This window comes from Herbaspirillum robiniae, assembly GCF_002213415.1.
GTDB classification, from domain to species: domain Bacteria; phylum Pseudomonadota; class Gammaproteobacteria; order Burkholderiales; family Burkholderiaceae_D; genus Herbaspirillum; species Herbaspirillum robiniae.
This window is the reverse complement of the sequence record NZ_NJGU01000002.1, coordinates 37,243-50,460: the sequence shown is the minus strand read 5'-3', so window position 1 is coordinate 50,460 and position 13,218 is coordinate 37,243. Positions and strand designations below refer to the sequence as shown.

The following is a 13,218-nucleotide window of genomic DNA, read 5'->3' as shown; positions in this document are numbered from 1 at the left end:
GAGGATAACGACCATGATCAAGAAACATTTCATCGCCGCTGTCGCGGCAGTCATGTCGCTGTCCGCTTTCGCGACGTCCACGGCCTGGGCCCAGAACGCGCCGGCCGACCAGCAGCTGGTCAAGCGCGGCGAATACCTGGCCAAGGCCGGCGACTGCGTGGCTTGCCACACGGCCAAGGGCGGCAAGGATTTCGCCGGCGGCCTGCCCATCGCCACGCCGATCGGCATGGTGTACTCGTCCAACATCACGCCGGACAAGGACAACGGCATCGGCAACTACAGCGAAGACGACTTCGACAAGGCCCTGCGTCATGGCATCCGCAAGGATGGCGCGTCGCTGTACCCGGCCATGCCGTATCCGTCCTATGCCAAGGTCAAGCCGGCCGACGTCAAGGCGCTGTACGCCTACTTCATGAACGGCGTGAAGGCCGAGCCGACGCCCAACAAGGGTGTCGACATCGTCTGGCCGCTGTCCATGCGCTGGCCGCTGTCGATCTGGCGCAAGGTGTTCGCGCCCAACGTCGCGGTCGACGGTGCTGACGACAACAGCCCGCTGATCCGCGGCCAGTACCTGGTCGAAGGCCTGGGTCACTGCGGCGCCTGCCACACCCCGCGCGGCGTGGGCATGCAGGAGAAGGCGCTGACCGACGACAGCACGCAGTTCCTCTCGGGCGGCGTGATCGACGGCTTCCTCGCCAACAACCTGCGCGGCGACGCGCGTGACGGTCTGGGCAGCTGGAGCGAAGGCGACATCGTGGCCTTCCTCAAGACCGGCCGCAACAGCCACTCCGCGGCGTTCGGCGGCATGGCTGATGTGGTGGCCAACAGCACCCAGCACATGACCGACGAGGATCTGTCGGCCATCGCCAAGTACCTCAAGTCGCTCAAGCCGGTGAAGGATGGCGTGGCACCGCTGGCCTACGACGACAAGACGCACCAGGCGCTGCGCAAGGGTTCCGACCAGAGCCCGGGTGCGATGGGCTTCCTGAACAACTGCGCCGCCTGCCACCGCAGCAGCGGCAAGGGTTGGACGGAAACCTTCCCGCAGCTGTCCCAGAGCGCGACGGTGAACGCCGACAATCCGGTGTCGCTGATCAAGATCGTGCTGGAAGGCGCGGAAATGCCGTGGACCCAGAAGGGCCCGACGCAGTTCGCGATGCCGGCCTTCCACGATCGCCTGACGGACCAGGAAGTGGCTGAAATCGTCACCTTCATCCGCAGCAGCTGGGGCAACAACGCCGGCGCCGTCTCGGCCAGCGATGTGGCCAAGGTGCGCAAGGAGTTGCCCAAGAAGACCGTAGGCGCCGACAGCGGTACGGTGGCCAAGAAGTAAGACGGCAGCTTGAGCCGGCGCTTGGGCGCCGGCCACGCAGGCCGATGATGCGGCCATCCCTTCGCGGGGATGGCCGCATTTTTTATGGCCGTACCGCGTCGAGCCAGGCTTTAGGCGAACACCTGGCGATGCTGCCGCACATAGTCCTCCACCGTCTGCGCGGGCTGGCCGGTGACCTGGCCGATGAGGTCATTGGCGCCGGAGAAGATGCCGTTCTGGTAGTCGACGGCGATTTCGCAGAAGTGCTGCACCAGGAATTCCGGCAGGTCGAATTGCGCCAGGTGCTCGCGGTACTGGGCGATGGTGGAGGGCGCATAGGTGATCTTGCGACCCAGCACCTCGCTCATCTTCAATGCGATGTCGTAGTGGTTCATTTCAACCGGGCCGGTCAGGGTATAGGTCTTGCCGACATGTCCTGCGGGCGCGGCCATCACGGCGGCGATGAAGCGCGCCTGGTCCTGCGCGGAGATCGCGGCATGGCGTCCCTCGCCGTAGGGCAGGGTGATTCTGCCGTCCTGCACCACGGTGTTGCGCACCCAGGGGAAGATCAGCCATTCGGCGAAGAAGGTCGGGCGCAGGTGCACGGTCGGCACGCCGGACCAGTCCAATACGCGCTCGGCGATCCAGTGGTCGCGCGCGGCGTGGCTTTTGGAATCTTCGCGCGCCGAGATCTGCGACATGTTCACCACGGCTTCTAGGCCGGCGCGCCTGGCGGCGTCGGCGAAGTAGGCGGTGGCCTGGATGAAGCCGGGGCGCACCGGATAGCACAGGTAGGCGGCGCTGGTGCCTGCGGCGGCGCGGATGGCGTCGTCGTGGCTGAGCAGGTCGCCCACCACCACTTCCGCGCCGGCCTCCTGCAGGGCCTTGCTGCGCTGGTCTTCGCGATGCACCAGGGCGCGTACCGCATGGCCGGCGGCCAGCAGGTTCTTGACGGTATGCACGCCCGTCTTGCCGGCGGCGGCGGTGACCAGATATTTGCGTTGCTGCATGATGCGACTCCTTCAGGGTTGGATGAGGATGGATCAATTGCGCCTCGGGCGCGAAAAAAAGGACAACACTTCTCCTGCGCCGCCCGGCGGGGCCGGGCGGCGTCGGTGTGGAGCAAGGCAAAGGAAAAAGGGGCGGGGCTACATGGCGTCGAGGTGCCGCTTCACATCGTCGAGCACGGCGGTGGACGCCTGCTCATCCTCGATGATGCGCGACACCGTCACCGCGCCGATCATCGCCGCCAGCGCGAAGACGGCGCGCGAGCGCGCCTGGGCGTCGGACTCCGCGCGGATGTGGGCGGTCATGACGTTGACCAGTTCATTGAAGCCGCGTGAGGCGGCCGCGCGCGTATCGGAATCGGCGCGCGCCAGCTCGCTGCCCAGCCCGGCCAGCGGGCAGCCGCCGGAGGCGTTGTCGCGGTGGGCGGTGGAGACGTAGCGTTCGACCATGGCCTGGTAGCCGCCTTCGTCGGAACAGCGCCTGGCGGTGTTCTCGAACACGTCGACAATGTGCGTCATGCCGGCCGCGCAGGCCTCGGCCACCAGCTGCTCCTTGGATTCGAAGTGCCGGTAGAAGCCGCCGTGCGTCAGGCCGGCCTTGGACATCAGCGCCGCCAGGCCGGTCGCCTGGATGCCGTTGAGGCGGAACTCTTTGGCCGCCGTGTCGATGATGTGGCGGCGCGTTTCGGCCGTTTCTTCCTTGGACTTTCTCATGGCTGTGCCACCCTTGTTGTGCGAGTTATTTAGATTATAGTCATCATCTAAATAAAATCAAGGATGAAAAGCGGCGTCGCCCACCAGCAACGGCGGGGCATTTGACCGATCTGAGGGAGAGGGGAGTGAAGGCGGATAAGGCAACGCAACGCCGGAAACGACAAGGCCCGCTTGCGCGGGCCTTGTTTGATGCGGGGATGACAACTGTTGCCAGGGACTACTCCTTCACCGCCCCCGTCATGCCCGACACGTAATACTCCACAAAGAACGAATACACCACCGCCACCGGCAGCGAGCCCAGCAGGGCGCCCGCCATGAGCGCGCCCCAGTGGTAGACGTCGCCGTCGACCAGCTCGGTGACGATGCCCACCGGCACCGTCTTCACTTCCGAGGAGGAGATGAAGGTCAGCGCGTAGATGAACTCGTTCCACGACAGCGTGAAGGCGAAGATGCCGGCCGAGATCAGGCCCGGCACCGCCAGCGGCAGGATGATCTTGACCAGGATCTCCCAGCGCGTGGCGCCGTCGATCAGCGCGCACTCTTCCAGCTCATACGGGATCGAGCGGAAGTAACCCATCAAGAGCCAGGTGCAGAACGGGATCAGGAAGGTCGGGTAGGTCAGGATCAGCGCCCAGCGCGTGTCGAACAGGCCCAGCTTGAACACGATCGCCGCCAGCGGGATGAACAGGATCGAGGGCGGGATCAGGTAGGCCAGGAAGATGCCCAGGCCGACCTGCTTGGAGCCCTGGAAGCGCAGGCGTTCGATCGCATAGGCGGCGAACACGCTGGCCGCCAGCGAGGCGAAGGTGGAGACCACCGACACGATCACGGTGTTGAGCAGCCAGGCCGGGTACTGGGTTTCAAAGAGCAGCTTCTTGAAGTGAGCCAGTGTCGGCGCGATCACCCAGAACGGATTGCCGGTCTGTGAGAGCAGCTCGCCGTCGGGTTTGAACGCGGTGATCACCATCCAGTAGAACGGGAACAGCAGCACGAACAGAAAGATCAGCAGCGGGATATAGATCGTGACCCAGCGGCGCGGGGTGGACTGCAAGAAATCCATGCCCTGGGTTTCCTGCTGGTCGTCTTGTTTCTTGGCCATTATTTGTCACCTCCTTGTTGCCAGCCGCGACGTTGCAGGCCGAAGTACGAGAACATGATCGCTGCCAGCAGGAAGGGAATCATGTAGGTTGCCAGCGCCGCGCCTTCGCCGAGTGCGCCGCCGGGAATGGCGCGCTGGAACGACAGTGTGGCCATCAGGTGGGTGGCGTTCAACGGTCCGCCGCGGGTCAGCACGTAGATCAGCTGGAAGTCGGTGAAGGTGAACAGCACCGAGAAGGTCATCACCACCGCGATGATCGGGGTCAGGAGCGGCAGCGTGACGTGGCGGAACTGCTGCCACGGTGTGGCGCCGTCGATGGCCGCCGCTTCATACAGCGAAGGCGAGATGGTCTGCAGGCCGGCCAGCAGCGAGATCGCCACGAACGGGATGCCGCGCCAGACGTTGGCGAAGACGGTGGACCAGCGCGCGTTCCACGGGTCGCCGAGGAAGTCGATGTAATGGTCGATCAGGCCCATCTTGGTCAGCGCCCAGCTGATGACCGAGAACTGCGCGTCATACAGCCACCAGAACGCCAGCGCCGACAGTGCGGTGGGAACGATCCAGGGCAGCAGCACGATGGCGCGGAAGAAGGTCTTCATCGGCACGTTCTTGTTCAGCAGAATGGCGAGCCACAAGCCGAGGCCAAACTTCAGGATGCTGGCGCTGACGGTGTAGAAGATGGTGTTGAACAACGACAGCTGCGCGAGCGAGTCGCCGAACAGGTAGGTGTAGTTGTCCAGGCCGATGAAGCTGCCTTCGCCGCCGATCTTGGTGTCGGTGAAGCCCAGCCACACGCCCAGTCCCAGCGGGTAGGTCAGGAACACCACCAGCAGGATCACGGCCGGCGCCATGAACAGCATGCCCAGTACGTTACGGTTATTCATGAAACGGGATAGCATAATTCGCCTCGGTTGAGTCGCCGCCCGGCAAGCCGCGCGGCGGATGCTGTTGTCTCTCGATGTGCGATGAACCGGGTGAGGCCGGCAGGCCCTGACAACCTGCCCATTCGCCCGGAGGGAACCCGGCGGCTCATCGCCGGCGCGAACTGCAGTGCAGCCCGCGCCGGAATCACGGCATCAGTCGTGCATCAAGCCTTGTAGAAGCGCTTGGCGCGGTCGGATGCGCGGTCGATCGCCTGCTGGATGGTCTTGGAGCCGCTGGCCGCTTCGGCCACCATGTCCACCACCACATAGTCGGCCATGCAAGCCGCAGACGCCTGGCCGAGCGGGCCTTCGTGGCCGTGGTCCAGCATGATCGAGGCCGAGTCGCGGTACACGGTGGCCTTGGGATCTTCGGTCCAGATCGGGTTTTTCTCGTAGGCCTTCAGCGGCTGGCTGACGTAGCCGATGGACGCCTTCATCCATGGGTTGTACTGGTCCGGCTCGAACATGAACTGCACGAAGGCCTTGGCCGCGTTGGGGAACTTGGTGTGCTTGAACACCATCATCTGGGTGATCTGCATCAGCTCGGTCGGCTTGCCGGCGGGGCCGATCGGGAAGTGCGCGTGCTGGGTATCCTTGCCGATTTCCTGCATCTTGGCTTCGGTCGAGTTCTTGGCCGCGTAGTACACCGAGATGCCGTTGGCGGTCATGCTGATCTGGCCGTCCAGGTAGGCCTTGTTGTTGGACGGATCCTGCCACGACAGGGTGCCGGGCACGAAGGTGGCGTACAGCTGCTTGGCGTATTCCAGCGCGGCCTTGGTCTCGGGCGAGTTGATGGCCACTTTACCGCTCTTGTCGACCAGCTTGCCGCCGTGCGACCACAGCAGCCAGTGCGCCCAGTTGTTGGCGTCGCCCACCGCCTTGCCCAGCGCGAAGCCGACCGGGGTGTTCTTGGCCTTCAGGGCCTGGCACAGCTTCAGGAAGCCGGCGGTGTCCTTGGGGATGGCGTCGAAGCCGGCGGCCTTGATCTGGCTTTCGCGATAGACCAGGGCGTTGCCGATCACGCCCAGCGGCAGCGCGATCCATTTGCCGTCCTTGGTGCCGTACTTGCGGCAGACGTCGTACCAGCCGCCGTAGCGCTTGCCCAGCGAGTCGGCCAGGTCGGTCATGTCGACCAGCTTGGTCGGATACTGCTGCGGATCGTCGAACCAGCCCAGCACGATGTCCGGACCGCTGCCCACGTTGGCGGCCACGGCCGACTTCGGACGCACGTCTTCCCAGCCTTCGCTGTCGGTACGCACGGCCACGCCCGTCAGTTCGGTGAATTTCTTGACGTTGGCGTTCCACAGGTCTTCGTCGCCCTGGACGAAGCGCTTCCAGCGCAGCACGCGCAGCGTGGCGCCGGATTCGATCGGGTACTTGATGCTGTCGGCGCCGGCGGCTCCGGGACCGGCAGCGAAGGCATTCATGCCCACGCTCGATGCGGCCGCTGCGGCGGCGCTGCTTACCAGGAAATCGCGTCTTGTCAGCTTGCTCATGTCTCCTACTCCTTCGGTTGAAAGTGGAATGGACCGCTGAGAGTCGCCAGCAAAGCACCGCCGGCCGCGTTGCGCCGCCTGGTCGTACTTTCGTACTGCCTTGGTTGCCGCGCCTCGCCACCGGTGCTTTGCTGGCGACTCTTTTACGGATTTTTCTTGTTGCTGCTGCTGATGCTGATGGTGCTTCTGCTTCTCGACTACGATGCCGGGCGCGAGGTCCGGCGAACGAAACTGATGATCAGCCGCGCGCCAGCGTCTTGCCCGATTCGGCGTCGAACAGGTGCGTGCGGGTGTGGTCCGGGACCAGGTGGATGGTGTCGCCGGCGCCGAAGTTGTGGCGCTCGCGGAAGATCGAGGTCAGGCTGGCGTCGCCGAAGCGGCTGAACACTTCGGTGTCGGCGCCGGTCGGCTCGACCACGATGACCTTGGTCGCGATGCCCTGGCCGGCGCCGCCGATGGAGAGGTGTTCCGGACGCACGCCGTAGGTGACCTTCTGGCCGTCGTTGCCCTCCAGGTTGCTGCCGTAGGGGGCGGGCAGGCGGGTGCCGTCGGCGAACTCGACCTCGGCGCCGTTGCCGCCCTTGCGCAGCGTCGCCGGAATGAAGTTCATCGCCGGCGAGCCGATGAAGCCGGCCACGAACAGGTTGGCCGGATGGTCATACAGGTCCAGCGGACGGCCGCGCTGCTCCACCAGGCCGTCGCGCATGACCACGATCTGGTCGGCCATGGTCATCGCCTCGATCTGGTCGTGGGTGACGTAGACCGAAGTGGTCTTGAGGCGCTGGTGCAGTTCCTTGATCTCGGTGCGCATCTGCACGCGCAGCTTGGCGTCGAGGTTGGACAGCGGCTCGTCGAACAGGAACACCTGCGGATCGCGCACGATGGCGCGGCCCATCGCCACGCGCTGGCGCTGGCCGCCGGAGAGCTGGCGCGGGAAACGATCCAGCAGCTGGTTCAGGCCGAGGATGTCGGCGGCCTTCTTGACGCGCTCCTCGACGAAGGATTTCTCCTTCTTGGCCAGCGTCAGCGAGAAGGCCATGTTGTCGCGCACCGTCATGTGCGGATACAGCGCGTAGTTCTGGAACACCATGGCGATGTCGCGATCCTTGGGCTGCACGTTGTTGACCACGGTGCCGCCGATCAGGATTTCGCCGCCGCTGATCTCTTCCAGTCCTGCGAGCATGCGCAGGAGGGTCGACTTGCCGCAGCCGGACGGGCCCACCAGCACGGTGAATTCACCGTCGGCGATGTCGATGTCGACGCCGCGGATGATCTGGGTGCTGCCGAACTGTTTCTTGACTGCGCGAATCTGTACTGATGCCATGCAATTGCTCCTCGTGTGTATCCTCGTTGATGCTGGCGGAACCGGTTCCATGCAGACGCACGGGAGCGGACGTTCCGAAAGCTCTTTCTTTTAATTCATGGATGCCGGCCTGTGGTACCGGGGTGGGGCGGCGGCATGCGGGGATCGGGCGTCCCCTCTACACTTGCACCGCAGGCGGCAGGCGCCGGCGATGTTGCTGCGTCGGCCGGCGTGCGCTTGCCTGTGCGCGCCGGCCCGTTGGCGATCCCTGTTGCCAGGGAATTATTTTCTGTTGTCTTTTTTGCCTTCGACGACCACGTAGGATGGCCGTCCGGTGCGGTCCCAGTCGATCAGGTTCTGGGCCGCCTTGCGACGCAGTTCGCGCGCCGCGACGTCGGAGTAGAACGCCGCGTGCGGCGACAATAGCACACGCTTGTGCTGGACGATAGCCGATGCCGTTTCGGGCGGTTCGACCGGCAACACATCCAGCGCCGCGCCCTTGAGCTGCCCGCCGTCGAGCGCCGCCAGCAGGTCGTCGATCTTGACCAGGCCGCCGCGCGCCGAGTTGACCAGGTAGCTTTGCGGCTTCAGGAGTTTCAACAGCGAGCTGTCGACCATGTTGCGGGTCTCGTCGTTGAGCGGCGTATGCAGCGAGACTACGTCGGCCTGCCGGTACAGTTCTTCGCGGCCGACACGCTCGACGTAGGCGGGGAAATCGCCGTCGATGATGTGCGGGTCGTAGGCGATGACGCGTTTGAACACGTTGCGGCTGATATGCGCCATGCGCTTGCCGATGCGGCCCAGGCCGATGATGCCGATGGTCATCTCGGAGGCGCGCGGGATGATGCCGGCGGTGGTGTAGTGCCACTCGCCGGCCTTCACGGCGCGGTCGTAGACGGTGATGTTGCGGATCAGGTCCAGCGCCATGGCCAGCGCATGCGTGGCCACTTCGCCCACGCCGTAGTCGGGCGAGTTGCCGACCCACACGCCATGCTTGGCGGCGTCCTCGGTATTGATGGTGTCGAAGCCGGCGCCGTAGCGGCTGGCGATGCGGATTTCGGGGCGTGCCGCGAATACCTTGGCGTTGACCGGCGCATATTGCACCAGCAAGCCCTGGCATCCTTCGGATGCGGCGATGACTTCCTCTTCGGTGCGGCATTGCGCCGTCACCACTTCGACGCCGGCAGCCTTGTAGAGCTCCAGCTCGAGGTTGACGTCGGGGAAATCGTAATCGGTGATCAGTACTTTCATTGCTTCGTCTCCATGATGGTTGTCTCGGTCCACCTGATGCCGGAAGTCCTGAAAACATGTCGCTGGTCGCGTTGCGCCGGGGGGGGCTTGCCATCGGCATGTTTTCAGAACTTCCGGGAAGCGCCTGCATCGCCGTGCCGCATGGCGCGCACGCGCTTCCTTTTCGACTAATGCTTCCGCACCGCTGCGCCGGCCTGTGGCTCTGTTCGCAAGGGCGTGGATGTACTCTGATGCTATTTCTGTTTCTGGTGTGTCCGATCCAACCGTTTATCCAAAGGGGTGTTGATAGACCGGGCGCCGGGTGGCGATCTTGCGTCGGCTGCCGTGACGCCCGGTTTGCTGCGACTGCTGATGCTTAGTGATTGTCCTTGGGCACGTAGGCGCCGCTCTTGCCGACCAGGAAGTCGAGGTCGGCGCCGAGGTTGGCCTGCTGCACGTGATCCACGTAGAGCTTGACCCAGCCGCGGTTCGAATGCGGCTCCGGCTTCTTCCACTCGGCGCGGCGGCGTTCCAGTTCCTCGTCGCTGATGTCCAGGTGCAGCTTGCGCGCTTCCACGTCCAGCTCGATGAAGTCGCCGTTCTGCACCAGCGCCAGCGGACCGCCGGCGGCCGCTTCCGGCGACACGTGCAGCACCACGGTGCCGTAGGCGGTGCCGCTCATGCGGGCGTCGGAGACGCGCACCATGTCGGTGATGCCCTTGCGCAGGATTTTCGGCGGCAGCGGCATGTTGCCCGCTTCGGCCATGCCCGGGTAACCCTTGGGGCCGCAGTTCTTCAGCACCAGCACGCAGGTTTCATCGACGTCCAGGTTCTCGTCGTCGATGCGCTTGTGCAGATCGTTGCTGTCCTCGAACACGACCGCGCGGCCGCGGTGCTTCAGCAGCGCCGGGGTGGCGGCCGAGGGCTTGATCACGGCGCCGTCCGGGGCCAGGTTGCCCTTCAGGATGGCGATGCCGGCGGCTTCCTTGAACGGCTTGTCGAAGGAGCGGATCACTTCCTCGTTCCAGTTCGGCGCGTCCTTGCAGTTGTCCCACAGGGTGCTGCCGTTGGCGGTGAGGGCGGACTTGTCGATCACGCTTTCCAGCTGGCGGATCACGGCCGGCAGGCCGCCGGCGTAGTAGAAGTCTTCCATCAGGAATTTGCCCGATGGCTGCAGGTCCAGCAGGCAGGGCAGCTTCTGGCCGATGTCGTCCCAGTCCTTCAGGTCGAGCTTGATGCCGATGCGCCCGGCGATGGCCAGCAGGTGGATCACCGCGTTGGTGGAGCCGCCGATGGCGGCGTTGACGCGGATGGCGTTCTCGAAGGCGGCGCGGGTCAGGATCTTGGACAGCACCAGGTCTTCCTTGACCATGTCCACGATGCGGCGGCCGGCGCTGCGCGCCAGCACGTTGCGGCGCGCGTCCACCGCGGGAATCGCGGCGTTGTGCGGCAGGCCCACGCCCAGCGCTTCGACCATGCTGGCCATGGTGGAGGCCGTGCCCATGGTCATGCAGTGGCCGTGCGAGCGGTGCATGCAGCTTTCAGCTTCGAAGAATTCTTCCTGCGTCATCTTGCCGCCGCGCACGTCTTCCGACATCTGCCACACGCCGGTGCCCGAGCCGATTTCCTTGCCGCGGTATTTGCCCGACAGCATCGGGCCGCCGGACACGCCGATGGTCGGCACGTCGACCGAGGCCGCGCCCATCAGCAGGGCGGGGGTGGTCTTGTCGCAACCCATCAGCAGCACCACGCCGTCCAGCGGGTTGGCGCGGATCGACTCTTCCACGTCCATCGAGGCCAGGTTGCGGTAGAGCATGGCGGTCGGGCGCAGCAGGGTCTCGCCCAGCGACATCACCGGGAATTCCAGCGGGAAGCCGCCGGCTTCCCAGATGCCGATCTTGACCTGTTCGGCCAGGGCGCGGAAGTGCGAGTTGCAGGGGGTGAGTTCGGAATAGGTATTGCAGATGCCGATCACCGGACGGCCGTCGAACTGGTCGTGCGGGATGCCGCGGTTCTTGACCCAGGAGCGGTAGATGAAGCCGTCGCGGTCCTGGCGGCCGAACCAGGCTTGGCTGCGGCGGGTGAGTTTCTTGGTATCGTCAGTCATGTGGGATTCCCTCGATGGCGGGCGCGCCGCTTTCGGCGTCGCCCGCGCAAATCAAAATGCCGGACGCGGCTTGGCGCGTACGGTGCTGTTCTGTGCTGCCTGGCGCGCATCGCGGCAAGTCCGGGTGCGCGCATTGCCCTGCGGGCAGGATGACGCGTTTAACTGTCGCCCTGGTCAAAGAAATAGCGGGAAAAGTCGATCAGCAGGAAGGCCAGCAGGGACCCGAAGGAGGAGGCCCGGTGCAGCGCGCGGCGCGCGCGCGTGGTGGACGGCAATGCGGCCACGGCGGCATGGGTCCAGCTGCCGTGTGACTTGCCGTTCGCGCTCGGTGCTGCGTATGCCAAGGTGTTGTCTCCGTTGCCTGATGCCGGGCTAAGCCGCGGCTGGGTCCTGGTGCCGTCCGTTCTGCGGCCGCTTGTCGCTCGTCTCCCCGACGGCGTTTGAAGCGGCTGTATGCGACGTGACTTGTTCGATTGGCAGCGAGTCTATTTCAGCATTCCGAGTTTGGTCAAGTGGTAATACCAAATTGGAATTGCCGTTCTCGAAGGGATACGTTGCTCGCGTTCAAGGCTGTGCCGGTGCAGCATCGACAACTATGTGGGCGAGCCGTAGAAGGCAGGCCGGGCAAGGCTTTGCGGGCAACGGCGGCAGCCTGGAAATTGCTGCGCCGCGTGATGCATGAATTGTTTTGATGCGAAGGATTCATCCTTGACACTGGCAGGCGGATATGAAATTCTTGGCCCGCTGGTCTGACCACATTACCTCTGTGGCGCGATTCATCGTACAGCAAAGCGCCCCGGCGTGGAATGTCCAAAAGACAAGTCTCGGCGACAGTAACGAGACAACATAAAAACAGCAAGGCACCGGAACCTGCACACAACAGAGACAGCATCCAGAAATTCCCTGCAGGTTAAGCATGCGGAAACGGAAGTCCTACGCCAAATCGTTTCTGCCCCCTGACACCGGAGGAGACATGAATTTCACCCGCAGAACCCTGTTCAAGACGATGGCCGCCGCATCGGCCGCGTGTGCCCTGCTGGCGGCATCGCCGGCTTTCGCCGCCTGGCCCGAGCGGCCGGTGACGCTGGTGGTGCCCTGGGGCGCCGGCGGCGGCACCGACGCCACCGCGCGCATCATCGGCGCCTTGCTGGAAAAGGATCTCGGCCAGCCGGTCAATGTCGTCAACCGCACCGGCGGCAACGGCGCGGTGGGCCACCAGTCCATCGCCAGCGCCGCGCCTGACGGCTACACCATCGGCATCGCCACGGTGGAAATCGCGATGATGCATCACCAGGGCCTGACCAAGCTGACCCCGCGCGACTTCACGCCGTTGGCGCTGATGAACTTCGATCCGGCGGCGCTGACCGTGAGCCACGACTCCCCGCACAAATCCTTCGACGACCTGTTGAAGGCGATCAAGGCCAATCCCGGCAAGCTCAAGGCCTCAGGCACCGGCCAGGGCGGCATCTGGCACCTGGGCCTGGCCGGCATGCTCAACGACCTGAAGCTGGCGCCCAATGCGGTGCGCTTCGTGCCGTCCAACGGCGCGGCCCCGGCCATGGTCGACCTGGCAGCCGGCGGAGTGGATATCGTGGCCGCTTCGCTGCCGGAGGCGCGTTCGCTGATCGATGCCGGCAAGGCCACGCCGCTGGTGGTGATGTCCAACGAGCCGGCCGCGCTGTATCCCAAGGTGCCGACCTTGAAGAGCCTGACCGGCAGCGGCTGGACCAACGGCGCATGGCGCGGCATCGTGGCGCCCAAGGGGCTGCCGGCCGACATCCAGGGCAAGCTGTCGGCCAGCCTGAAGAAGATCTATGAGAGCCGCGAGTACAAGGACTTCATGAGCGGGCGCGGCTTCGGCGTGATGTATGCCGATTCGGCCGAGTTCGGCAAGTTCATGGACAAGAGCGACGCCGACATGGGAGCGATCCTGAAGACATTGGGCATGGCCCGGTAACGCATGGCGCCGGCCGGTTCGTTCCGGCCGGCGCGCCGCGTTTCGCCATCACAAGAACTTCGCCAAACTT

General features: G+C 64.7%; 11 protein-coding genes. 2 read left to right on the top strand and 9 right to left on the bottom strand.

Going from position 1 to position 13,218, the window contains the following annotated elements:
• The first annotated feature begins 13 nt into the window (after positions 1-13).
• Entirely contained in the window at positions 14-1,333 is a 1,320-nt protein-coding gene (locus tag CEJ42_RS05285; protein ID WP_165774388.1) for a c-type cytochrome, read from the top strand.
• Between the two features lie 110 nt (positions 1,334-1,443).
• Here the strand turns inward: CEJ42_RS05285 and CEJ42_RS05280 are convergent, their stop codons facing one another.
• The 9 genes from CEJ42_RS05280 to CEJ42_RS05240 all read right to left on the bottom strand — a co-directional run bounded on the left by CEJ42_RS05280 (position 1,444) and on the right by CEJ42_RS05240 (position 11,535).
• Positions 1,444-2,322 carry an NAD(P)H-binding protein gene (locus CEJ42_RS05280; protein ID WP_088750260.1) on the bottom strand — a complete coding sequence of 293 codons (879 nt, stop codon included), beginning with the start codon at positions 2,320-2,322 and terminating at the stop codon, positions 1,444-1,446.
• A 138-nt stretch (positions 2,323-2,460) separates the two neighbouring features.
• Positions 2,461-3,033: a TetR/AcrR family transcriptional regulator gene (locus CEJ42_RS05275; protein ID WP_088750259.1), complete on the bottom strand. Its 573-nt coding sequence runs from the start codon at positions 3,031-3,033 to the stop codon at positions 2,461-2,463.
• Between the two features lie 217 nt (positions 3,034-3,250).
• Positions 3,251-4,132: a carbohydrate ABC transporter permease gene (locus tag CEJ42_RS05270; RefSeq protein ID WP_088750258.1), complete on the bottom strand. Its 882-nt coding sequence runs from the start codon at positions 4,130-4,132 to the stop codon at positions 3,251-3,253.
• On the bottom strand, positions 4,132-5,031 hold the full coding sequence (locus CEJ42_RS05265; RefSeq protein ID WP_088750257.1) for a carbohydrate ABC transporter permease: 900 nt from the start codon (positions 5,029-5,031) through the stop codon (positions 4,132-4,134). The genes CEJ42_RS05270 and CEJ42_RS05265 overlap by 1 nt, the downstream gene beginning before the upstream one ends.
• 188 nt (positions 5,032-5,219) lie before the next feature.
• Positions 5,220-6,551, bottom strand: coding sequence for an ABC transporter substrate-binding protein (locus tag CEJ42_RS05260; protein ID WP_079215767.1), 1,332 nt, complete (start codon positions 6,549-6,551; stop codon positions 5,220-5,222).
• Between the two features lie 238 nt (positions 6,552-6,789).
• A complete protein-coding gene (locus CEJ42_RS05255; RefSeq protein WP_088750256.1) occupies positions 6,790-7,875 on the bottom strand; it encodes an ABC transporter ATP-binding protein in 1,086 nt (361 codons plus the stop codon).
• Between the two features lie 261 nt (positions 7,876-8,136).
• A complete protein-coding gene (locus CEJ42_RS05250; protein WP_088750255.1) occupies positions 8,137-9,105 on the bottom strand; it encodes a C-terminal binding protein in 969 nt (322 codons plus the stop codon).
• 355 nt (positions 9,106-9,460) lie between these two features.
• Complete coding sequence (locus CEJ42_RS05245) at positions 9,461-11,191, bottom strand: IlvD/Edd family dehydratase (RefSeq protein ID WP_079215764.1); 1,731 nt, start codon at positions 11,189-11,191, stop codon at positions 9,461-9,463.
• A 158-nt stretch (positions 11,192-11,349) separates the two neighbouring features.
• Positions 11,350-11,535: a hypothetical protein gene (locus CEJ42_RS05240; protein WP_079215763.1), complete on the bottom strand. Its 186-nt coding sequence runs from the start codon at positions 11,533-11,535 to the stop codon at positions 11,350-11,352.
• Between the two features lie 629 nt (positions 11,536-12,164).
• Between CEJ42_RS05240 and CEJ42_RS05235 the strand changes: the two genes are divergently transcribed.
• Positions 12,165-13,148, top strand: a complete 984-nt coding sequence (locus tag CEJ42_RS05235; RefSeq protein WP_088750254.1) for a tripartite tricarboxylate transporter substrate binding protein — start codon at positions 12,165-12,167, stop codon at positions 13,146-13,148.
• Positions 13,149-13,218 lie beyond the last annotated feature (70 nt).

Bases quoted from the DNA above. Each gene is read 5' to 3' on its own strand.
- CEJ42_RS05265 (WP_088750257.1), bottom strand. From the start codon at position 5,031: ATGCTATCCCGTTTCATGAATAACCGTAACGTACTGGGCATGCTGTTC.
- CEJ42_RS05250 (WP_088750255.1), bottom strand. From the start codon at position 9,105: ATGAAAGTACTGATCACCGATTACGATTTCCCCGACGTCAACCTCGAG.
- CEJ42_RS05255 (WP_088750256.1), bottom strand. From the start codon at position 7,875: ATGGCATCAGTACAGATTCGCGCAGTCAAGAAACAGTTCGGCAGCACC.
- CEJ42_RS05235 (WP_088750254.1), top strand. From the start codon at position 12,165: ATGAATTTCACCCGCAGAACCCTGTTCAAGACGATGGCCGCCGCATCG.
- CEJ42_RS05245 (WP_079215764.1), bottom strand. From the start codon at position 11,191: ATGACTGACGATACCAAGAAACTCACCCGCCGCAGCCAAGCCTGGTTC.
- CEJ42_RS05285 (WP_165774388.1), top strand. From the start codon at position 14: ATGATCAAGAAACATTTCATCGCCGCTGTCGCGGCAGTCATGTCGCTG.
- CEJ42_RS05280 (WP_088750260.1), bottom strand. From the start codon at position 2,322: ATGCAGCAACGCAAATATCTGGTCACCGCCGCCGCCGGCAAGACGGGC.
- CEJ42_RS05260 (WP_079215767.1), bottom strand. From the start codon at position 6,551: ATGAGCAAGCTGACAAGACGCGATTTCCTGGTAAGCAGCGCCGCCGCA.
- CEJ42_RS05270 (WP_088750258.1), bottom strand. From the start codon at position 4,132: ATGGCCAAGAAACAAGACGACCAGCAGGAAACCCAGGGCATGGATTTC.
- CEJ42_RS05275 (WP_088750259.1), bottom strand. From the start codon at position 3,033: ATGAGAAAGTCCAAGGAAGAAACGGCCGAAACGCGCCGCCACATCATC.